Origin of the sequence: Pseudomonas sp. SCB32, assembly GCF_009189165.1 — a bacterium.
Taxonomy (GTDB): domain Bacteria; phylum Pseudomonadota; class Gammaproteobacteria; order Pseudomonadales; family Pseudomonadaceae; genus Pseudomonas.
This window is the reverse complement of record NZ_CP045118.1, coordinates 1582046-1603963: the sequence shown is the minus strand read 5'-3', so window position 1 is coordinate 1603963 and position 21918 is coordinate 1582046. Positions and strand designations below refer to the sequence as shown.

The following is a 21918-nucleotide window of genomic DNA, read 5'->3' as shown; positions in this document are numbered from 1 at the left end:
CAATCCGCGAATTGTCGCAAAAGACCGACAAGGGCCGCCACGTCGATTGCTTGGCGACCCTTCACGCCGGCTGCGTCCAGGCATAAAAAAACCCGCCTTGCGGCGGGTTCTTCATCCTTCGGCTCAGGCCCTGACCTTCTTGAGCTCCTGGTCACGCAGTTCGCGGCGCAGGATCTTGCCGACGTTGGTGGTCGGCAGGCTGTCGCGGAACTCCACGGACTTGGGACGCTTGTAGCCGGTGAGGTTGTCGTGCATGTGCTGCATGACTTGCTCCTTGGTCAGTGTGACGCCCGGCTTGGACACCACGAAGACCTTGATCGACTCGCCGGATTTCTCGTCCGGGATGCCGATGGCGGCGCACTGCAGCACGCCCGGCAGGGTGGCGAGCACGTCTTCCAGCTCGTTGGGGTACACGTTGAAGCCCGACACCAGGATCATGTCCTTCTTGCGGTCGACGATGCGCATGTAGCCGTCGTCCTGGATGATCGCGATGTCACCGGTCCGCAGCCAGCCGTCCTTGTCGAGGATCTCGTCGGTGGCCTCCTGGCGCTGCCAGTAGCCCTTCATCACCTGCGGGCCCTTCACGCACAGCTCGCCACGCTCGCCCAGCGGCAGGTCCTGGCCGTCATCACTGATGACCTTGCACAGGGTCGACGGAACCGGGATGCCGATGGTGCCGATCTGGATGTTCTGGAACGGGTTCACAGATACCACAGGGCTGGTCTCGGTCATGCCGTAGCCTTCGCAGATGGCGCAGCCGGTGACGTCCTTCCAGCGCTCGGCAGCGGCCTGTTGCAGGGCCATGCCACCGGAGAGGGTCAGCTTCAGCGCGGAGAAGTCCAGCTTGCGGAAGCCTTCGTTGTTGCACAGGCCGACGAACAGGGTGTTCAGGCCGACGAAGCCGGTGAACTTCCACTGCGACAGTTCCTTGACCATGCTCGACAGGTCGCGCGGATTGGTCACCAGGATGTTGTGGTTGCCGGTGAGCATCATCGCCATGCAATGGAAGGTGAAGGCGTAGATGTGGTACAGCGGCAGCGGCGCGATGAGGATCTCGCAGCCTTCGTTGAGGTTGGCGCCCATCAGTGCCTTGCACTGCAGCATGTTGGCGACCAGGTTGCGGTGGGTCAGCATCGCGCCCTTGGCAACGCCCGTGGTCCCGCCGGTGTACTGCAGCACGGCCACGTCGTCGCTCTTGGGCGAGACTTCCGCCACCGCCTTGCCACGGCCCTTGGCCAGGACGTCGGTCAGCTTCTGCGCGTTGGGCAGGTTGTAGGCCGGCACCATCTTCTTGATGTGCTTGACCGCGAAGTTGACGATGAAGCGCTTGAGCGGCGGCAGCATGTCACCCACTTCGGTGACGATGACGTTGCGGATGCCGGTTTTCGGCAGCACTTCCTCGGCCAGGTGTGCCATGTTCGCCAGGCACACCAGCGCCTTGGCGCCGGAGTCGTTGAACTGGTGCTCCATCTCCCGCGCGGTGTACAGCGGGTTGGTGTTGACCACGATGAGGCCGGCACGCATGGCGCCGAACACCACGACCGGGTACTGGAGCACGTTGGGCAGCTGCACGGCGATGCGATCGCCTGGCTTGAGATCGGTGCTCTGTTGCAGATAGGCCGCGAAGTCCCCGGAGAGCTTGTACATCTCGCCGTAGGTCAGGGTCTTGCCCAGGTTGCTGAAGGCAGGCTTGTTTGCAAAGCGTTGGCAGGACTCTTTCAGTACCGCGAGGATGTTCGGGTACTGGTCAGCGTTGATCTCGGCAGCGATCCCCACTGGGTATTTGTCCTTCCAGAAATTGTCGGTCATGGAAGCCCACTCCTAAGCAACAGCTTGTCTTTACCGCAGTGCGGTTCGTTGTTGTGTTTATGTCGCTTTCCCTGGAGGCAGGGAGCGAAAAGCGGGCCGAGATTAGCAGCTTTGATAAACAGCGACCAGCACCAAACACAGCCTTGTCAGTCAGAAAAATGACCGAAAGCAGCTGTTTCGGTCACCAACCCTCCGCCTGTCGGAAAAGCCCGTCCCAGAAGGGCTGGAGCCTTGTTGGATTGTCTGACAAAGTCGATTTCAGGGAAATGAAACCGGAAAAAAGGATGGGACTGGCGGTCAGACTGGTCCTCGTTGCAGGGGTGAATCTTCGGAGTCGGATCAGGCGCTTTCAGGCAGGTCCATGCGGTCCTTATCGTCGCGGAGACTTCAGTGATCTACCTCAACACTATCCAGGTCCGGATCCCGCAGAGTGCTTTTGCACTCTCCTGGAGAACCCTCATGTTTCCCGAATTCCGTGAAAAGATTACTCGCCTGAAAGCCGAGGACCCGCATTTCGCCAAGCTCTTCCATAGCCACAACGATCTCGACCAGGAGATCAAGAACATGGAAGCCGGCATCACCCCTGCATCGCACGACACCATCGAGGCGCTGAAGAAACAGAAGCTGCAGCTCAAGGACGATCTCTACGAGATCCTGCGCAAGAAGGACGGCTGCTGTGGCGGCTGTGGTGGTTGACCGGCTCTGGCCGACAACCCGCAATAAAAAAGGGGGCTGATCCTGGATCAGCCCCCTTTTTGTTGCTCTCACCTCAGGCGGTTTCGCGCAGCTCCCGGCGCAGGATCTTGCCCACCGGCGTCATCGGCAGGGCATCCTTGATGACGATGTGCTTGGGCACCTTGTAGCCGGTGAAATTCTCCTTGCAGTAGGCCTTGAGCTCTTCCACCGTCACCCCGCCCTCGCGCGGCACAACGAAGAGTTTCACCGCCTCGCCGGACTTCTCGTCCGGCACGCCAACCGCCGCGCAGTTGGCGACTTTCGGGTGGGCCATGACCACGTCCTCGATCTCGTTGGGGTAGACGTTGAAGCCGGAGACGATGATCAGGTCCTTCTTGCGGTCGACGATGCGCACGAAGCCGTCCGGGTCGATCACCGCGATGTCGCCGGTACGCAGCCAGCCTTCGGCGTCCAGGACCTCGGCGGTGGCTTCCGGACGCTGCCAGTAACCCTTCATCACCTGCGGGCCCTTCACGCACAGCTCTCCGCGCTCGCCCAGGCCGAGGTCCTTGCCGTCGTCGTCGATCACCTTCAGGGCGGTGCCGGCCACCGGCATGCCGACCGTGCCCAGGCGTGCCTTGTCGCCATAGGGGTTGGTGCTGACCACCGGGGAGGTTTCGGTGAGGCCATAGCCCTCGACCACCGAGCAACCAGTCAGGGCTTTCCAGCGTTCGGCGGTGGCGGTGACCAGCGCGGTGCCGCCGGAGTTGGTGACCTTCAGGTTGGAGAAGTCGACTTCCTTGAATTCCGGGCGGTCCATCAGGGCGACGAACAGGGTGTTAAGGCCCAGCAGCGCGGAGAAGCGCCACTGTTTGAGTTCCTTGATGAAGCCGGGAATGTCGCGCGGGTTGGTGATCAGCACGTTGTGGTTGCCGTTGACCATCATGCACATGCAATTCGCGGTGAAGGCATAGATGTGATACAGCGGCAACGGCGCGATCATCACCTCGTTGCCGACCTGCATCAGCGGCTTGCCGTCCGGGCCGTGCTGCTGCAGGCAGGCGTGCACCTGCTGCATGTTCGCCACCAGGTTGCCGTGGGTGAGCATGGCGCCCTTGGCCACGCCGGTGGTGCCGCCGGTGTATTGCAGGACGGCGATGTCTTCCAGGCCGACTTTCACCGGCTGCAGGCCATGGCCGCGGCCATGGCGCAGGGCGTCCTTGAAGGAGACGGCCTGGGGCAGGCTGTACTCCGGCACCATCTTCTTCACGTGCTTGACCACGGTGTTGACCAGCATGCCCTTGAGCGTGGGCAGCAGGTCGCCCATGCGCGCCTCGATCAGGTATTCGATGCCGGTATCGGGCAGCACTTCCTGCACTAGCTTGCCGAACAGGTTCACGTAGACCAGCGCGCGGGCGCCGGAGTCCTTGAACTGGTGACGCATCTCGCGGGCGGTGTAGAGCGGGTTGGTGTTGACCACGATGAGTCCGGCACGCAGGGCACCGAACACGGCGATCGGGTATTGCAGGATGTTGGGCATCTGCACGGCGATACGGTCGCCGGGCTTCAAGTCGGTATTCTTCTGCAGGTACGCGCCGAAGGCGGCGGACAGGCGGTCCAGTTCGGCGTAGGTCAGGGTGACACCCAGGTTGCTGAACGCCGGACGGTCGGCGAACTTCTTGCAGGAGCGTTCGAACACTTCCACCACGGACTTGTAGGCCGCCAGGTCAATGTCGCTGGGCACGCCGGCCGGGCGTTTGTCGTTCCAGAAATCAGGTTGCATTTATTCTTATCCTCGTACCTGAGCGAAACAAAACCGCCATTGCGGTCATTTGACGGAAGCTAACAGCTCCCCCGGTCAGCGCAAAGACTCCCGCAAGCTTCATTGACTACGTGAATCTTCCGCCACCACCCCGCCGCCGTGCGGGGTACGGCGATGCGCTTGGCGTCGCGGGAAGCCTAGGCCAGCCGAGGCAATCCATACAGGAGATGCCCGCGGCCAGCCTGCGCAAAAATCGCCTGGGCAGACGTGCGCGGCGCTGTACACTGCGCTGCGTCGGCGATGATCGCCGTGTCTCACCTGCGCTCGATAATTCGTACAACAATCGGGAAGGACCCATGCCCTACGCCGCCTACTGGCTGACCGCCAGCGACGAGACACCGTTGTACACCCGCCACTGGGCACCGGAAGTCCCGTCCCGCGGGGCTCTGATGCTGTCCCACGGCATGGCCGAACACGCCGGCCGCTACGAACGCCTGGGCCTTGCGCTGAACGCCGCCGGCTACCACCTCTACGCCATCGACCAGCGCGGCCACGGCCGCACCGCCGAACACGGCGAACTGGGCCACTACGCCGACCATGGCGGCTGGGGCAAGGTGATCGGCGATCTGCACACGCTGAACCGGCATATCCGCGAGGAACACCCGGACCTGCCCATCATCCTCCTTGGCCACAGCATGGGCAGCTACATCGGCAGCGCCTACCTGATGCAGCACAGCGCCAGCCTGAAGGCGGCGGTCCTGTCCGGCTCCAACTACCAGCCGGTGGCGCTGTACAAGAGTGCCCGGCTGATCGCCCGCTTCCAGCGCTGGCGGCAGGGGCCGCTGGGCCGTAGCGCACTGATCGACTTCCTTTCGTTCGGCTCCTTCAACAAGGCCTTCAAGCCGAACCGCACCGCCTTCGACTGGCTCAGCCGCGATCCCGCCGAGGTCGACAAGTACGTCCATGACCCGCTCTGCGGCTTCCGTTGCAGCAACCAGCTGTGGCTGGACCTGCTCGGCGGCCTGGCCGACATCACCCCGGTCGAGCACCTGTCACGCATCCGCAGCGACCTGCCGGTGATGGTGATCGGCGGCGAGCGCGACCCGGTCAGCCAGGGCAAGCGCCTGAACGACCTCGCCCAGGCGATGACCCGGGCGGGGGTACGCGACGTCCAACTGAAGATTTATCCCGACGCCCGTCACGAGTTGTTCAACGAGAGCAACCGCGACGAGGTCACCCACAACCTGATCGACTGGCTGGCGGCGCACTGCCCCGTCCCGCAGGTCGAGAAATCCGAGGAGCCCCTATGACTTCCGTGCAAAACGTCCCTTACGAAGAACTCGAAGTCGGCCAGAAGGCCAGCTTCAAGCGCAGCGTCGGCGAGCGCGACATCCAGCTGTTCGCCGAAGTCTCCGGCGACCGCAACCCGGTGCACCTGGACGCCGAGTACGCTGCCACCACCCAGTTCAAGGAGCGCATCGCCCACGGCATGCTCAGCGGCGCCCTGATCAGCGCGGCGATTGCCACCACCCTGCCCGGCCCGGGCACCATCTACCTCGGCCAGAACCTGACGTTCACCCGCCCGGTGAAGCTCGGTGACGAACTGACGGTGGAGCTGGAAGTGCTGGAAAAGCTGCCGAAGAACCGCGTGCGCATCGGCACAGTCGTGCTCAACCAGGATGGCAAGGCCGTGGTGAAAGGCGAGGCCGAAGTGATGGCGCCCACCGAAAAGCTCGACATCGAACTGCCTGCGCTGCCGACGATCACCGTCGGCTGAGAACCTATTCAACGTCTGCCTGCGCTTGCTCATGCTGCGCTCGGCAAGACCTTGAACAGGTTCTGAAGTCCATCCCGGGGCCGGCCACCGGCCCCGGAAACTTGTATACAGTTTTCCTCTCGACTACCCTGCCCTCCGTCAGTTCACTCAACTGGGATAACCGAAGGCCCTCCGCCCGAAACCCCATCACCGGGAATCGGAGCCGCCATGGACCTTCGACTGCTGTTGCTATCCCTCTGCACCTTCGCCGCCGGCCTCGCCGAGGCCATCCTCACCGGTATCCTGCCCTCGCTCGCCGATGACCTGGGCGTTTCCCTCAGCCTCGCCGGCCAGCTCACCAGCCTGTTCTCCCTGAGCTTCGCCGTTGCCGCACCGCTACTCGGCTGGCTGACCCGCGGTGCCGACTGCCGCCGGCTGCTGGTGATCACCCTGCTGGTGTTCGCTGCCTTCAACGCCGGTGCAGCCCTGAGCCCCGGCTACGTCTCCCTGTTGGCCATGCGCATCGGCATGGCGGCCTGTTGCGGGCTGCTGATCATGCAGGCCAGCCTGCTGGCGGTGGAGCTGGCGCCGCCGGCCCAGCGCGGGCGCGCCATCGGCCTGATCTTCATGGGTATCAGCGGATCGCTGGTGTTCGGTGTGCCGGCCGGCGTGCTGGTGAACGAATGGTTCGGCTGGCGCTGGATCTTCGCCGCCATCGCTCTCTATTCATTGCCGCTGGCCGCCCTGCTGCGCCTTGCCTTGCCCCGCCGCACCCTCGGCAGCCCGGCCAATGGCGCGGCGTACCGGCGCCAGCTGCGCAGCCCGTCGCTGAACCTGGCGCAGCTGGTGTCGATCCTGCTGTTGGGTGGTCATTTCACACTGTTCGCCTACATCACGCCCTGGTTCCAGCAAGTCGCCGGCATCAGCGGCAGCCAGAGCATCGCACTGACGCTCTTGCTGATCGGCCTGGCCGCCATCGGCGGCGGCTACCTCGGCGGCTGGCTGAGCGACCACCTCGGCCACCGTCGTGCGCTGATCGTGGTGCCGGTGCTGTTCGCACTGGCGATGCTGGCGATCCCGCTGAGCCTCGGGCATCCATGGATGCTGCTCTGCGCCCTGATGGTCTGGAGCACCATCAGCTGGATGATCTCGCCGGCAGTGCAGAGCTACCTGTTGGCCAGCGACCCGGCCAGCGGCAGCGCCGGGGTGGCGCTGAACACCTCGGCCATGCACCTGGGCGTGGCCCTCGGCGCGGCGCTGGGCGGCGCGGTGATCAGCCTCGCCGGCATTGCCTGGACGCCCTGGGCCGGCATCGGCCTGGTGGCGGCGTCGGTCGTTTGCGCGGCGCTGTCCTGCTGGCTGCAGCGCGAGCGGGACGATATGCCCCTCAGTGCTCCTTCACGGTAACGCTGGCAGTCATCCCCGCGCTCAGGTGCACACCCTCGGGCAGCTTGTCCAGACGGATGCGCACCGGGATGCGCTGGGCGAGGCGCACCCAGTTGAAGGTCGGTTCGACGTTGGCCAGCAACTGGCTGTCGGGGATCGCGTTACGGTCGGTGATGCCGCTGCTGATGCTTTCCACGGTGCCATCGATGGGCGTGTCACCGCTCATCAGTACGATCTTCGCCGGCTGGCCGACACGAATGCCGGGCAGCTTGGTTTCCTCGAAATAGGCCGTGACGTAGAAGGACTTCTGGTCCACCAGCGCCATCGCCGGCTGTCCGGCCTGGGTGTAGTTGCCCTGGGCCAGGCGCAGGTTGGTCACCTGGCCGTCGCGCGGGGCGCGCATCTCGCTGCGGGTAAGGTTCAGCTCGGCCAGGCGCACCTGGGCCAGCGCCTCGTCGTATTCGCTCTTGGCGATGGCCGCGTTGATCTGCGCGGTTTCCTTGTCTTCGGCGCTGATCGCAGCGATCCCCAGGCGATTGCGCCGCGCGGCCTCGCTCTGGCGCAGCAGATATTGCTGATGCCGGGTTTCCGCCAGGGCCTTGGCCTGCTCCAGATTGGCCGCGTAGCGCTCGCGGTCGATGCGCATGATCAGATCGCCGGCCTTCACCTGCTGGTTGTCCTGCACTGCAAGTTCGGTGACCCAGCCGGACACGTCCGGGGCGATCACCACCACGTCGGCGCGCACCCGCGCATCGCGGGTCCAGGGCGAGAGCATGTAGTAACGCCATAGCCAGATGCCGGCGAGTACGGCGGCAGCGACCAGAATCAGGGTGACGGCTACGCGAAGGAATCCGCGCATGCAACTTCTCCTCTCAAGGGGCTGCGCTCAGCGCCCAGGTAACACCGCACAGGATCAGCACGAACAGCGCGCAATCGAACAGCGCCTCGTGCCAGATCCAGCGGCCGAAGGGCGTGGCCTGCAGCAGCAGGCGCAGCACCACCGTCAGGCCCAGGGCCAGCACCGCGTAAATGAACAACGGACTGAGGTAGACGCCGCCCCAGCCAATCTCATGCAGCCCCATGCTGATCCTCCAGTTGGCACCACTGCCGCCAAGTGTGGCGCAATTGCGCCAGGGCGGCGCGGGCCAGGCGATTGGGCTCGTTTTCGCCGTGGACGTCGCGCTCCAGGGCCTGTTCCAGCGGCTCGCAGAGCGACTCCAGGCGCTGTTCGCGGCCGCTGCCCGGCCCCTGCTCCAGCACGCTGGCAAGCGAGCCCAGGAATTGGTCGCGCGCCTTGCGCAACACACCGTGGGCGCTATTGAGGCAGGCCCGCATGTGGATCAGTTCGTTGCCCAGGTCCAGCGCCAGCAACCCGTCCTGCCAGCGCCGCTGCTCCTCCTTCGGCAACAGGGTGTAGTGCCGGGCGAGGCGAATCAGGCGGTCGGCCATGCGCCCGCCGAACCAGTTCTCCGCCTCTTCGATCGGCCGTCGGGTCAGGCGCCCGAGATCGTCGCAGGTGGCCTGGATCAGGCGCCGGTTGAGCCAGTCCGCCGGCAGGGTGAGCAAGCGGAACACTATGACCGCAAAACCCACGCCGATGACCACGCCCTGGGCGGAGTTGAGCAGCGACGCCAGGTCGTAGCGCATTACATTGCTCGGCGCCACCAGGGTGATGAAGTGGATCGCAAAGGACGTGGCGGTGCCGGCCAGCACCGGCGTGGCCATGCCCAGCAAGGCGAAGAACAGGGGTACGCCCAGCGCCATGCACAGCAGCGGGAAGCCATTCCACTGCGGCAGCAGCCACTGGGTAACCACGGCGGCGGCGGGAATCGCGTAGAGGATGCCGCGCAGGAAACCCAGGCCGATGGCGACGGCGTTGTCGCGGTTGGCGAACAGGCTGCAGATCACCGCGGCCAGCAGCATCCCGCCGGTAGCGGCTGGCCAGGCTGTGGCCATCCAGAAGGCCGACATGCCGAGCAGCGCCACGGCGCTGCGCAGCCCGTAGAACAGGGCCATCAACCAGTCGCGGTGCCAGGACAGCGTGCCCGCCGCTCGCTCATCCACCGCCCCCGAGGCTACCGAACGCATGGTGCGCTCGGCCTCCACCGCCTTGCGCAGCAGCAGTGCACAGCGGGTCAGGCAGTAACGCAGATCATTGGATTGGGTGTCGTCAGTGCCCGCCTGCTCCAGCCGCTCGCCCAATGCCTTCATCGAGTCGACCTGGGGGTCCTGCAGCACCGCCTGAAGCTCATCGACCCAGGGCCGCAATCGCCTCTTGTCGCCCTCGTCCAGCACGCTGCGCTGGCGGGCCACGCCGCGCGCGGTGCGCAACAGGCTGAGCAGGTCGCGGGACAGGATGCGCAGCGCCCGCGAACGCATGCGCCCGCGATAACCCTCGAACCAGGCATGGTCGCGCTGCACGTCCACTTCGACGATCTTGCCCAGCGCCTGCAGCAGGCCCTTGATCTCCCGCGCATCTGCCTCGATTTCGCTGAGCGCGGCCTGCATCCCGGTAAGCCAGGTGGCCCGCGCCTGCTTGTCCAGGTTGGCCTCGACCCGGCGCGGCCAGAGAATCGCGCTGACCGCCGACGCACACAGGATGCCCAGGCAGATTTCCGTGGAGCGCGCCACCGCCTGGTCGAACACATCCAGCGGATGGCTGATCGCCGGCAGGCCGATGATCGCCACCGTGTAGCCCGAGAGCACGAAGGCGTAGGAAACGTGATTGCGCAACGTGGTCGAAGCGGCGGTACACAGGCCGAGCCACACCGACACGGCCAGCAGGAACAGCCAGGGGGTCTGCGCGAACAGCGCCATGATGACCACCGACATGGCGGTTCCGGCCAGGGTGCCGATCAGACGGAACAGCCCCTTCGCCACCACCATGCCCGACAGCGGCTGGGACACGATGAACACCGTCATCAGCGCCCACTGCGGCTGTTCGAGGTCGAAACGGAACGCGCACCAGAGCGCCAGACCGCCGGCCAGGAGGGTCTTGATCGCGAACTTCAGCGCCAGCGTATCCGGCGCGAGGAATGCCTGTAGCGTAGATCGCACGCGGTCTCTCGAAAGGCTCCGGTCTATCGCTTAAAGATAGTCGGCCACAGGGATGGAAACATCGTTGCAAGACATATTATTAGCCTGCTAACAAATTGACATCCCGACTTTCGCGCAGGCAAAAAAAACGGGCGACCTAAGTCGCCCGAAGTGCCTTGCGTGCTCTGTGTATCTGTAAGGATCAGCTCTTCTTGTGGCTGTCCTTCCAGATGAAAATTCCGATCCCACCGAAGAACACCACCATGAGGCCAACGGTAACGATGCCTGCGAGAACCACTTCGTCGATGAACATGATGCTGGCCTCCTGTTTGCCTACATCGTCTGGGGATGTGTGCAGATTACCGGCGGCAGGGCAGGACAAATTGACCTGGATCAATGGTCGACAAGGCGCTTTCCGGCGAGGGCCGGAGCACTGACGCAGGTCAACTTACAGAGGGGAACGGGTGCGGCGGGAAGCCGCGCAGGGCGGCAATTGCGAGGGAAAGGGAGCAGTCTGCGGCGGGTTGAATCAGCGCTTCTTCGGCTTGCCCTTGCCCTTCTTGCGCGCCTTGCCCATGGGCAGCGCGCTCTCGAAGGCCTTGCGCACGTCCTGCAGGCGCTTTTCGTGCACGTCGTGGATGCGCTTGTCGCGCTCGGCGGAGAAGTCGATCAGTTTGTCGTCGTTGCTCATGGCTGGGCATGCACCAGGCGGAAAGTCAGATTCAGGCGCGGCGCGACCGCAAGGCGCGTCTTGGCGACCTGATGCTGCCAATAATGCTGCGTCGCGCCGGACATGACCAGCAGCGAACCGCCGGACAGCTCGATGGAGTGTTCGATTGTGTTGCGACCCTTGCGGCGCAGATCGAAGCGCCGCGCACCGCCGAGGTTCAACGAAGCCACCACCGGATTGCGACCCAGCTCCGGTTCGTCGTCGCTATGCCAGCCCATCGAGTCCTGGCCGTCTCGGTAGTAATTGAGCAGTACGCCGTTGAAGCCCTGCCCGGCTGCCGCTTCCACCCGCGAACGGATTTCCGCCAGCAGCGGCGTCCAGGGCAGCGGCACGTGGGTCAGGCCGGAATAGGTGTAGAAGGCCTCGGGATCGCCATACCAGTTGACCAGCCGCGGCACCGGGTAGTCGCGCCCGTGCAGGTGCACGCTGGGCTGCTCCCAGGGCGTCTCGGCGACCAACTGCTCGAACCAGCTCGCCGCCAGCGGCGGCGGGCACCAGTCGGGCAGCAGGCGCAGCTCGGCATCGGGCAACTGGATGGGGGCATCGTCGAACAGCATGGGAGGCTCGGCGCGGTCGGGTGTTCGTCCAGCTTACTCCGAGCCTGCCGTCAGATCTCGATATCGATCCAGCGGCCCTTGCGCTGGGTGTCCTCCTCGTCGCCCAGCTCCTCGACCTGCTCCAACTCTTCCAGGGCCTCGACCTCGGGAGTGCCATCGCTGGCCTGGCGGCGCTTGCGGCGGCGCTGGTACTCCTCTTCCAGCACCTCTTCGTCGGGACGCCGCTCCAGGCCCACACCGGAATTGCCCGCACTGGGCGCAGGCGGGCTCACCGGGGCGACATCCGGTCGCGGCTTGGGCACGTCCTGCTGGGCGGTGACCGGTGTCACGCTGTGGGGAATGGGCAGCAGCATGTGGAAAGGTCCTGTCGGAGCTCCTCTGGTCAGGCTATCGGCGGGTCCGCTACAGACTTGAGCCCGGCTCGCTACACTTTCGTCATTTGCAGCACGTCCGGCAGGAGCCTTCGACGCCCAGCGCCCTCCTCCCGGCGAGCCCGACCTTTCGGACGACCGGAACCGTCATCGGCCATCGCTGAATGCCGCGCGTTCCGGTACCATAGCCGGCTTTTTTTGGGAGGTGTCCATGGCGCAGTATCAACCCGGTCAACGCTGGATCAGCGACAGTGAAGCGGAACTTGGGCTGGGGACCATCCTGGCGCTCGACGGACGCCTGCTCACGGTGCTCTATCCGGCCACCGGTGATACCCGCCAGTATGCCGAGCGCAACGCGCCGCTGACCCGCGTGCGTTTCGCCCCGGGCGACGAGATCACCCACTTCGAAGGCTGGAAGATGACCGTCCGCGAAGTGGACGAAGTCGACGGCCTGCTGATCTACCACGGCCTCACCGCGCAGAACGACCAGCGCACCGTGCCGGAGACCCAGCTGTCGAACTTCATCCAGTTCCGCCTGGCCAGCGACCGCTTGTTCGCCGGGCAGATCGACCCGATGTCCTGGTTCGGCCTGCGCTACCACACCCTGGAACACCGCACCCGCCTGCTGCAGTCCTCCCTCTGGGGCCTGGGCGGCGCCCGCGCGCAACCCATCGCCCACCAGCTGCACATCGCCCGTGAAGTCGCCGACCGCATGGCACCGCGCGTCCTGCTGGCCGACGAAGTAGGCCTGGGCAAGACCATCGAAGCGGGCCTGGTGATCCACCGCCAGCTGCTCTCCGGCCGCGCCAGCCGCGTGCTGATCCTGGTGCCGGAAAACCTGCAGCACCAGTGGCTGGTGGAAATGCGCCGGCGCTTCAACCTGGAAGTCGCCCTGTTCGACCGCGAGCGCTTCGTCGAGAGCGACGCCAGCAACCCCTTCGAAGATACCCAGCTGGCCCTGGTGGCGCTGGAGTGGCTGCGCGAGGACGAGAAGGCCCAGGACGCGCTGTTCGCCGCCGAATGGGACCTGCTGGTGGTCGATGAGGCCCACCACCTGGTCTGGCACCCGGAACAGGCCAGCCGTGAATACAACCTGGTCGAGCAGCTGTCGCAGGTCATCCCTGGCGTGCTGCTGCTCACCGCGACCCCGGAACAGTTGGGCCTGGACAGCCACTTCGCCCGTCTGCGCCTGCTCGATCCGGACCGCTTCCACGACCTGGAAGCCTTCCGCGCCGAAAGCGGCCAGTACCGTCCAGTTGCCGAGGCCGTGCAGGAACTGATCGACCACGGCCGTCTCTCCCCCAGTGCCCGCGAGGCCATCCACGGTTTCCTCGGCAGCGAAGGCGACGAGCTGCTGGCCAGCGTCGAGGGCGGCAATGAAGAAGCCCGCGCCCGCCTGGTGCGCGAACTGCTCGACCGCCACGGCACCGGCCGCGTGCTGTTCCGCAACACCCGCGCCGCCGTGCAGGGCTTCCCCGAGCGCCAGCTGCACCCCTATGCGCTGGCCAACCCTATCGAGTACATGGAGCTGCCGATCGGCGAGCACCCGGACCTGTACCCGGAAGTCAGCTTCCAGGCCCAGGCCGAGGACGGCGACGAGAACGCCCGCTGGTGGCGCTTCGACCCGCGCGTCGACTGGCTGATCGACACCCTGAAGATGCTCAAGCAGTACAAGGTGCTGGTGATCTGCGCCCACGCCGAGACCGCACTGGACCTGGAAGACGCCCTGCGCCTGAAGTCCGGCATCCCCGCCACCGTGTTCCACGAGGGCATGAGCATCCTCGAACGCGACCGCGCCGCCGCCTACTTCGCCGATGAGGAATTCGGCGCCCAGGTGCTGATCTGCTCGGAAATCGGCAGCGAAGGCCGTAACTTCCAGTTCGCCCACCATCTGGTGCTGTTCGACCTGCCGGCCCACCCGGACCAGCTGGAGCAGCGCATCGGCCGCCTGGACCGTATCGGCCAGAAGCACACCATCCAGATCCACGTGCCGCACCTGGAGAACAGCCCGCAGGAACGCCTGTTCCAGTGGTATCACCAGGCGCTGAACGCCTTCCTCAACACCTGCCCCACCGGCAACGCCCTGCAGCACCGTTTCGGCCCGCGCCTGGTGGAACTGCTGGACGGCGGCGACGACGAATCCTTCGCCGCCCTGCTCACCGAAGGCAAGGCCGCACGCGAGGCGCTGGAAGCCGAGATGCACAGCGGCCGCGACCGCCTGCTGGAACTGAACTCCGGTGGCACCGGTGAAGGCGAGGCGCTGGTGGAAGAGATCGAGGAGCAGGACGACCAGTTCGCCCTGCCGATCTACATGGAGCGCCTGTTCGACACCTACGGCATCCACAGCGAAGACCATTCCGAGAACGCGCTGATCCTGCGCCCGAGCGAGAAGATGCTCGACGCCAGCTTCCCGCTGGGCGACGACGAAGGCGTGACCATCACCTATGACCGCGCCCAGGCCCTGGCCCGCGAGGACATGCAGTTCCTCACCTGGGAACACCCCATGGTGCAGGGCGGCATGGACCTGGTGCTGTCCGGCTCGCTGGGCAACACCTCGGTGGCGCTGATCAAGAACAAGGCGCTCAAGCCGGGCACCGTGCTGCTGGAGCTTCTGTTCGTCAGCGAAGCCGTGGCGCCGCGCAAGCTGCAGCTCGGCCGCTTCCTGCCTCCGGTAGCGCTGCGTTGCCTGATGGACGCCAACGGCAATGACCTGTCCGCACGCGTGTCCTTCGAAACCCTCAACGACCAGCTGGAAAGCGTGCCGCGCGCCAGTGCCAACAAGTTCGTGCAGGCCCAGCGCGACGTGCTGGCCAAGCAGTTCGCCGTGGCCGAGACCAAGATCACCCCGCGCCACGCCGAGCGTGTGGGGCAGGCTCGCCAGCAGCTGACCGCCACCCTGGACGAGGAACTGGCGCGCCTGACCGCACTCAAGGCCGTCAATCCGAGCGTGCGCGACAGCGAACTGGAAGCGCTGCGCAAGCAGCGTGACGACAGCCTGGCGATGCTGGACAAGGCCTCGCTGCGCCTGGAGGCGATCCGCGTGCTGGTAGCCGGCTGATCCCGCCACTGCATCATGAAGAAGCCGCCACGGGGTGACCTGTGGCGGCTTTTTTCATTGCCGCTGACTTGAAGGCAGGCACTCTCCTGTAGGAGCGCCCCATGGGCGCGACTCGCGGGCATGGCCCGCTCCTACAAGGGGGGGTACGACGCTAGGGATCTTCCTGCGGAAATACGCCGTTACACCGCTCTATTCCCGGCATTTTCGGACATACCAACTACCATTGACGCTGCGCAAGGGAATCTCGCCCTCGGAGGGATAGAGTTTTCTTACCAAACCCACTGATTGAGGAACACATCATGTACGAGCGCATTCTGGTAGCGGTGGACGGCAGTCCGGTTTCCGACCGTGCCCTGGTCGAAGCGGCCAAGCTGGCCAAGCTGAGCGGCGGCGAGCTGCGTGTCATCACCATCGTCGACAGCCCGTTGCGGCACCTGCCCGACTACGCCGTGTACTACAACCCCGAGCCGCTGCGCGAAGCAGCCCTGAAGGCCGCCGATGACATCCTGGCCAAGGCCAGGGAGCAGATCGCCGATTTCCCGGTCAAGGCCGTGTTCGAGCGGGTCTGCCAGGAACGCGCCAGCGAGGAGATCGCCGAGCGCATCGAGATCGAGGCCGACGCCTCCAAGGCCGACGTGATCGTCATGGGCACCCACGGCCGCCGTGGCGTGCGCCGCCTGATGCTGGGCAGCGTGGCCGAAGGCCTGATCCGCGTCAGCAACCGCCCGGTGCTGCTGGTGCGCGACAAGTAATTCCCGTCCCTGAAAACGCAAAGGCCCTGCGGCATACACCGCAGGGCCTTTCTTTTTGCCTCCTCCGGATTACTGGGCGGCGGTCATGTTGCGCCGGCAGGAGTGGAAGATGTCCAGGTCCGGCTGGTAGAGGCTGGTGCGCACCTCATACAAGCCCAGTACCGAGTGGAACAGGTTGTCGTGGCTCAGCTCGTCGGCCTTGGCCTTGGTTTCCAGGCAACCGCGATCGATACCCAGGTCACCCAGCGCGCTGTTGCCGAACCACATCACCATCGGCACATGGGTCTGTGCCTTGGGGGCGATGGCGTAGGGCGCCGCGTGCAGGTACACGCCGTTTTCACCCAGCGATTCGCCATGGTCGGAAACGTAGAGCATCGAGGTGTCGAAGCGGCCCTCGTTGCGTTTGAGCAGCTCCACTACCTTGGACAGGAAGAAGTCGGTGTAGAGGATGGTGTTGTCGTAGACGTTCACCAGCTCCTCGGTGCTGCAACTGCCCAGCTGATTGGTGTGGCACACCGGCTTGAAGCGCTCCAGGGACTTCGGATAACGGTCGTAGTACTCCGGACCGTGGCTGCCATCGGCATGCAGGACGATGATCGCATTGTCCTTCAGACCATCGATGTAGGCCTGCAGGTCCTGCAGCAGGGCTTCGTCCAGGCAGTTCTTGCCATCGCAGAAGGGGCCTGGCTGGTTCTTGGGAATGTCGCGGTTCGGTACGCGCAGGCAGGTGCCCTTGCAGTCGCTGTTGTTGTCCAGCCAGAGCACCGACACACCAACTCGCTGGAGAATATCGAGCAGCCCCTGGTAGGTCTTGCCCTTCTTGTCGCTGTAGTCCTCGCGGGGGAACTTGGAGAACATGCAGGGCACCGAGACGGCGGTGGAGGTGCCGCAGGAGCTGACGTTGGCGAAGTTGATGATGTCGAGCTTCGCCAGCTCCGGGTTGGTGTCGCGGGCGTAGCCGTTGAGGGAGAAATGATCGGCGCGCGCGGTTTCGCCGACCACGAAGATCATCAGCGACTTCTTGCCATCGGCGCGCACGCGCTGGGTCGCCACGGCATCCTCGCCGATCGGCTGCACCACCAGGTGCTCCTTGATGCCCAGGCGCTGCTTGGCGTACTTGGTCACCGCATAGATGTAGTTGGTCGGGTTGATGAAGTGGGTCACCTTGTCTTCCTGGCGGAACACCGGCGCGTAGGTGGAATAGAAGCTACCCACGGAAACCGCCACCACCGCCACGCAACCGATGACCACCAGGACCTTGTTGAGCAGGCCACGGAAGAACGGGCGGTAGCTCACCGGGGTCAGCCAGATGAGCAGTGCCGGCAGCACGCCCAGCACCAGCAGGTAACCGACCATCCGCGCGCTGAACAGGGCCGCGGCTTCGCCGGGGTTGGTCTCGAAGACGTTCTGCACCATCACCGTATCGATGACGACGCCATAGGTGTTCATGAAGTATGACGCGCCGGCGGAGACCAGCGCCACCAGGGTGAGCGCCGGCTTGAGCAAGGGCCGGAACGACACCAGTGTCAGCAGCAGGGTGAAGGCTGCCCAGAGGAAGAACGCGAAGGAGAGGAAGAACGCCGCGCCTTTCACGCCCTGGAGCGGGACCAGGTTGTTCAACGCCTTCCAGGTGGCGACGTTGTAGAACAGCACCAGGGCCAGGGAAAACAGCATGACCAGTCGTGTCGAACTGACCCGCGGGATGAAGTGGCGTTTGCCCTCGGCCATCGAGTGCACTCCTTGAACAGCAATAATCGGATTGGAAACATCAGTGGCCGGGGCCGGCCGACAGGGGGCGGTACTGTAGCGGCAAGTCAGTCAAAAAAGTATCAATCAGGCTACAACGCCCCCTCGTACCTGGGTGAGATGAGGCACCGTCCTCCTCCGGCACGACCGTACGTCGGCAGCACTTCTCCAGCCCGTCGGAAAGACCTGCCGCGCCTTGCAGGGCGATACCCGCCCCCTAGAATGACATCAAAGTGATATCGACCCGTGCCCCGACCACGTCCCGACATCAGGAGCCCCCGGCTATGGAATGGCAGAAGGACGCCGTGTCCGACTCGGTGCTGTTGGAGTGCACACACAATCCCGGGTTGGTACTGCTGTCCATCCTGATCGCCTGCGTCGCCAGCTTCGTCGCCCTCAACATCGCCGGCCGAATGCTGCGGACGCCCCAGCACGCCCACCGCTGGCAGTGGGTAGGCGGCATCTGCCTGGGCAGCGGCATCTGGTCGATGCACTTCGTCGCCATGCTGGCCTTCCACCCTGCGGTGCCGCTGCACTTCGACAGCGGCCTGACCCTGTTGTCACTGATCATCGCCATCGGCGCCTCGGTGGTCGCGATGCGCCTGCTTGTCCACGCCGGGCTCAGCACGCTGCAACACCTGCTGGCCGCCGGCTGCATCGGTGTGAGCATCGCCAGCATGCACTATACCGGGATGGCGGCGATCCAGACGCCGCCATCGCAGTATTACGATCCCGCGCGGGTAGCGCTTTCGGTGCTGCTGGCGATCCTGGTGGCCTATGCCGCGCTGACGCTCACTCCAGTGCTCAACCAGCAACCGCAAGGGCGCCAGCGGCTCTATCAGATCCTCGCCAGCCTGCTGCTGGGCGGCGCCATTGCCGGCATGCACTTCACCGGCATGGCGGCGCTGACCCTGCGGCTCCCCAGCTGGGTGGTGCCGGTCGTCGACGCCTCGCAGGGCAACGCCATCCAGCTCGGCCTGATGGTCGGCCTGCTGGCCCTGGGGGTGGTGCTCGCCGGACTCTGGGCCGCCTGGATCGAGGAAAGCCTGGAGAGCAAGGAGAACGAACTGCATCGGGTCAACACCCTGCTCAGCCAGCTCGATCACGCCAATGCTTCGCTGCAACAGCTGGCGCGCTTCGACGGCCTGACCGGACTGCACAATCGCGCGGCACTTAATGAGGAATTCGCCGTCCGCCTGGAACGCAACCGCAAGAAGGGCCAGGGCATGGCGGTGATCCTGCTGGACCTGGACCACTTCAAGCGGGTCAACGATTCCCTGGGCCACGCCGCCGGCGACGAGCTGCTATGCATCGTCTCCGGGCGCATTCGCAGCGCCCTGCGTGGCTCCGACCTGCTGTCCCGCTTCGGTGGCGACGAGTTCTGCATCCTCGCCGACCTGGGTGAGGATCACGAAGCGCGCATCCTTGCCCAGCGCCTGATGCAGCGCATGAAGGAGCCGATTACCACAGCCGGACGCAGCCTGGTGATGACCCTGAGCGTAGGTATCAGCCTGTTCCCCAACGACGGCGAGCAGGCCGAGGAGCTGCTCAAGCACGCCGACCTCGCCCTCTACCAGTCCAAGGGCAACGGCCGTAACGCCACCCATTTCTTCAGCCCACACCTCAAGACCAAGGCCACCCAGGACCTGCAACTGGAAGAGGAACTGCGCAAGGCCCTGTGGGACGACGAACTGGTGCTCTACTACCAGCCGATCCTGCGCATCGACCACGGCGAGGTGGAACAGCTGGAAGCGCTGGTGCGCTGGAAGCACCCGACCCACGGCCTGCTGGCGCCGGACCGCTTCATCGGCCTGGCCACCGCCAACGGCCTGATCGGCGCACTGGATGCCTGGGTGCTGCGCCGCGCCTGCCAGGACCTGCGCCAGCTGCACGACCTGGGTTACGCCAAGCTGCGGGTGGCGGTGAACTGCTGCGCCAGCAACCTGGGCCGCGAGAACCTGGTGGAGGAAGTGCAGCGCACCCTGGATGACGCCGGTCTGCCGGCCCGCTACCTGGAGCTGGAAGTGACCGAGAACGCGGTGATGGCCAATATCGACCAGGCGATCCCGCTGCTCAACCGCCTGCGCGAGCTGGGCGTCAGCCTGTCGATCGACGACTTCGGCACCGGCTATTCGTCGCTGTCGTACCTGCGCCAGCTACCGCTGGACGCCTTGAAGGTCGACCGCTCCTTCATCCGCGACGTGCCGCAATCCCAACGCGATGGCGAGATCGCCCAGGCGATCATCGCCATGGCGCAGAAGCTGCATCTGAAGGTGATCGCCGAAGGCGTCGAGGCACCCTCGCAGCTGGCCTTCCTGCGCGACAATCATTGCGAGCTGGCGCAGGGTTACCTGTTCAGCCGCCCCCTGCCCTTCTCCGCGCTGGTGGAGTTTCTCGACGCCTACCACGAAGACAGCGAGTCGGCCCTGCTACGCAATCAGGCCTGAGCGCCAGCGCGGCAGCCAGCGCAGCGAGTCGGCCGTGGTACCGGTGGGACGGTACTCCGCGCCCAGCCAACCGTCATAGCCGACGTCGCCGAGCACCTGCAGCGGCACCTCGAAATCCATCTCGCCGGAACCCGGCTCACCGCGCTCGGGGTAGTCGGCGAACTGCACATGGCCGATCTGGCCCATCAGCGCATAGATGCAATCCACCAGTTCCAGGCCCATACGCGCCATGTGGTAGAGGTCCAGTTGCGCGCGCAGGTTTTCCCGCGCCACGCGCTCCAGCATGTCCTGCAGGTGCTCGGGGGTGTTGAGCAGGAAGTCCTTCATGTCGTGGCAGTTGATGGCCTCCATCAGCACATCGGTGCCCGTGCCGGCGAAGGCATCGCACGTGGCGCGCAGGCGTTCGGCCAGGGTCTGCAGCGCGACCTCGCGCTCCAGTCCTTCGACCAGCCGGCCTGCCAGCACGTTGATGTGCTGCGGCTTGACGATGCGCGCATAGTCCAGCGCCTGGGCCAGCGCTGCCTCGAACTCCGCCGTGCGCTCCGGCACGGCGGCGATGCCCGGACCGCCTTGCATCAGGTCGCCGGCCGGCAGGTTGATCAGCACCAGCGGCATGCCGGCCTCATCCAGCGCGGCCTTCAACTGCTCGGCCGGAACGTCGTAGGGGAACTGGATTTCCACGCCATCGAAGCCGGCTTTCGCGGCAGCGTCGATACGCTGCAGCAGCGGAACTTCGGTGAACAACAGGGACAGGTTGGCGCAGAGTTTCATGCGGAAATTTCCTTCGACTGACGGTATTGCTCGACCAGGGTAGCCGGGTCGCGTTCGAGATTGCCCTGGCTGCCGTGCAGGCGCATCAGTTGCGCGGCAAGGCCGCTCATGGGCGTGGCCGAGCCTTCCTCGCGGGAAAGCTTCACGGCGGTATCCAGGTCCTTGAGCAGCGTGCGCACGTGCCACTTCACCGGTTCGAAGCTGCTTTCGGCCATCTGCGGGGCAAGGATCTGCAGGGGTTTTGAATCGGCGAAGCCGCCGGCCAAGGCCGGGGCGATCAGGCTGGCATCGACGCCGGACTTCTCCGCCAGCGCTACCACCTCGGCGATCACCAGCGCATTGCAGGCAACGATCATCTGGTTGCACACCTTGGTCACCTGCCCGGCGCCAACATCCCCCATGCGCGTCAGGCGCTGGCCAAGGTTCGCCAGGATCGGCCGTACGCGCTCGATGTCCTCGACGCGACCGCCGGCCATGATCGCCAGGCTGCCGGCCTCGGCCCCCGGTGTACCCCCGGAGACCGGCGCATCGACCCAGCGCATGCCGGTGCGCGCTTCCAGCTCGGCGGCCATCTCGCGGGTGGCGGCGGGCTCCAGGCTGGAGAAATCCACCAGCACCTGGCCGGCGCGGGCATTCTCGACGATGCCACCCTCGCCGAACACCACCTCGCGTACGGCGGCGGTATCGGCCAGGCAGAGCATCACCACCTCGGCCTCGGCGCACAGCTGTCCCGGCGTTTCCACGGCGCGGGCGCCCTCCCCCGCGAGCAGTTCGCGCTTGCCGGCAGAACGGTTCCACACGCTCAGCGGGTAGCCGGCGGCGAGCAGGCGGCGGGACATGGGCACGCCCATCAGGCCCAGACCGGCAAAGGCAATGGAAGGCAGGGCAGACATCGGTAACTCCTGTGAGGCAAAATAGCGGGCACGGGGGCGACCATCTTAACCCCCGCGAAGGCAAAGAGCCTGCTGAGGATCTCGCGAGCTAGCGCAGAACAAGGCGAGAAGGGACGAGGAGCGGAATTTACGAGAGTAAATGAGCATCCGAGGCCATTCTCAACGCCGT

Annotated in this window: 19 protein-coding genes; 7 read left to right on the top strand and 12 right to left on the bottom strand. The window is 65.1% G+C overall.

Translation table 11 applies throughout. The features are described 5' to 3' along the window. Positions 1-123: 123 nt before the first annotated feature. Positions 124-1809 carry a long-chain-fatty-acid--CoA ligase FadD1 gene (fadD1, locus tag GA645_RS07495; protein WP_152221412.1) on the bottom strand — a complete coding sequence of 562 codons (1686 nt, stop codon included), beginning with the start codon at positions 1807-1809 and terminating at the stop codon, positions 124-126. Positions 1810-2268: 459 nt separating this feature from the next. Here fadD1 and GA645_RS07490 point away from each other — a divergent pair, with 459 nt between their 5' ends. Further along, on the top strand, positions 2269-2505 hold the full coding sequence (locus tag GA645_RS07490; RefSeq protein WP_152221411.1) for a YdcH family protein: 237 nt from the start codon (positions 2269-2271) through the stop codon (positions 2503-2505). A gap of 73 nt (positions 2506-2578) precedes the next feature. Here the strand turns inward: GA645_RS07490 and fadD2 are convergent, their stop codons facing one another. Further along, positions 2579-4267, bottom strand: a complete 1689-nt coding sequence (fadD2, locus tag GA645_RS07485; RefSeq protein ID WP_152221409.1) for a long-chain-fatty-acid--CoA ligase FadD2 — start codon at positions 4265-4267, stop codon at positions 2579-2581. Between the two features lie 335 nt (positions 4268-4602). Here fadD2 and GA645_RS07480 point away from each other — a divergent pair, with 335 nt between their 5' ends. From GA645_RS07480 to GA645_RS07470, 3 genes are all read left to right on the top strand, one after another. Continuing rightward, a complete protein-coding gene (locus GA645_RS07480; RefSeq protein WP_152221407.1) occupies positions 4603-5556 on the top strand; it encodes an alpha/beta hydrolase in 954 nt (317 codons plus the stop codon). Then, positions 5553-6023, top strand: coding sequence for a MaoC family dehydratase (locus tag GA645_RS07475; protein ID WP_152221405.1), 471 nt, complete (start codon positions 5553-5555; stop codon positions 6021-6023). The genes GA645_RS07480 and GA645_RS07475 overlap by 4 nt, the downstream gene beginning before the upstream one ends. Positions 6024-6230: 207 nt before the next feature. Beyond that, on the top strand, positions 6231-7409 hold the full coding sequence (locus tag GA645_RS07470) for an MFS transporter (RefSeq protein WP_152221402.1): 1179 nt from the start codon (positions 6231-6233) through the stop codon (positions 7407-7409). Here GA645_RS07470 and GA645_RS07465 read toward each other — a convergent pair. The 7 genes from GA645_RS07465 to GA645_RS07445 form a co-directional block, all read right to left on the bottom strand. After that, the gene (locus tag GA645_RS07465) at positions 7390-8247 is read right to left on the bottom strand and encodes an HlyD family secretion protein (protein ID WP_152221400.1); all 858 of its coding nucleotides are present in this window, start codon (positions 8245-8247) and stop codon (positions 7390-7392) included. The genes GA645_RS07470 and GA645_RS07465 overlap by 20 nt on opposite strands. Before the next feature lie 13 nt (positions 8248-8260). Then, a complete protein-coding gene (locus tag GA645_RS07460) occupies positions 8261-8470 on the bottom strand; it encodes a DUF1656 domain-containing protein (protein WP_152221399.1) in 210 nt (69 codons plus the stop codon). Continuing rightward, positions 8457-10445, bottom strand: coding sequence for an FUSC family protein (locus GA645_RS07455; RefSeq protein ID WP_152221397.1), 1989 nt, complete (start codon positions 10443-10445; stop codon positions 8457-8459). The genes GA645_RS07460 and GA645_RS07455 overlap by 14 nt, the downstream gene beginning before the upstream one ends. A 181-nt stretch (positions 10446-10626) precedes the next feature. After that, positions 10627-10737, bottom strand: a complete 111-nt coding sequence (gene ccoM, locus GA645_RS29175; protein ID WP_279381559.1) for a cytochrome c oxidase subunit CcoM — start codon at positions 10735-10737, stop codon at positions 10627-10629. Between the two features lie 216 nt (positions 10738-10953). Then, positions 10954-11115 (bottom strand): hypothetical protein, encoded by a 162-nt coding sequence (locus tag GA645_RS28760; RefSeq protein ID WP_178119500.1) that lies wholly within the window; start codon positions 11113-11115, stop codon positions 10954-10956. Continuing rightward, positions 11112-11711, bottom strand: coding sequence for an alpha-ketoglutarate-dependent dioxygenase AlkB (locus tag GA645_RS07450; RefSeq protein WP_152221395.1), 600 nt, complete (start codon positions 11709-11711; stop codon positions 11112-11114). Before GA645_RS07450 ends, GA645_RS28760 begins: the two co-directional genes overlap by 4 nt. Positions 11712-11761: 50 nt before the next feature. Then, positions 11762-12064 carry an aspartate-semialdehyde dehydrogenase gene (locus GA645_RS07445; protein WP_152221393.1) on the bottom strand — a complete coding sequence of 101 codons (303 nt, stop codon included), beginning with the start codon at positions 12062-12064 and terminating at the stop codon, positions 11762-11764. Positions 12065-12287: 223 nt separating this feature from the next. On the opposite strand from GA645_RS07445, the gene rapA reads away from it, so the two are divergent. Both rapA and GA645_RS07435 read left to right on the top strand, forming a co-directional pair. After that, positions 12288-15140, top strand: coding sequence for an RNA polymerase-associated protein RapA (rapA, locus tag GA645_RS07440; RefSeq protein ID WP_178119499.1), 2853 nt, complete (start codon positions 12288-12290; stop codon positions 15138-15140). Between the two features lie 299 nt (positions 15141-15439). Continuing rightward, the gene (locus GA645_RS07435) at positions 15440-15892 is read left to right on the top strand and encodes a universal stress protein (protein WP_152221389.1); all 453 of its coding nucleotides are present in this window, start codon (positions 15440-15442) and stop codon (positions 15890-15892) included. Between the two features lie 69 nt (positions 15893-15961). Here the strand turns inward: GA645_RS07435 and GA645_RS07430 are convergent, their stop codons facing one another. Then, positions 15962-17620, bottom strand: coding sequence for a phosphoethanolamine transferase (locus GA645_RS07430; RefSeq protein WP_152221387.1), 1659 nt, complete (start codon positions 17618-17620; stop codon positions 15962-15964). Between the two features lie 302 nt (positions 17621-17922). Here GA645_RS07430 and GA645_RS07425 point away from each other — a divergent pair, with 302 nt between their 5' ends. After that, positions 17923-20085, top strand: coding sequence for a bifunctional diguanylate cyclase/phosphodiesterase (locus tag GA645_RS07425; RefSeq protein WP_152221385.1), 2163 nt, complete (start codon positions 17923-17925; stop codon positions 20083-20085). Here the strand turns inward: GA645_RS07425 and GA645_RS07420 are convergent. Then, a complete protein-coding gene (locus tag GA645_RS07420) occupies positions 20068-20856 on the bottom strand; it encodes a hydroxypyruvate isomerase family protein (protein ID WP_152221383.1) in 789 nt (262 codons plus the stop codon). The genes GA645_RS07425 and GA645_RS07420 overlap by 18 nt on opposite strands. Beyond that, a complete protein-coding gene (locus GA645_RS07415; protein WP_152221381.1) occupies positions 20853-21749 on the bottom strand; it encodes an NAD(P)-dependent oxidoreductase in 897 nt (298 codons plus the stop codon). The genes GA645_RS07420 and GA645_RS07415 overlap by 4 nt, the downstream gene beginning before the upstream one ends. Positions 21750-21918 lie beyond the last annotated feature (169 nt).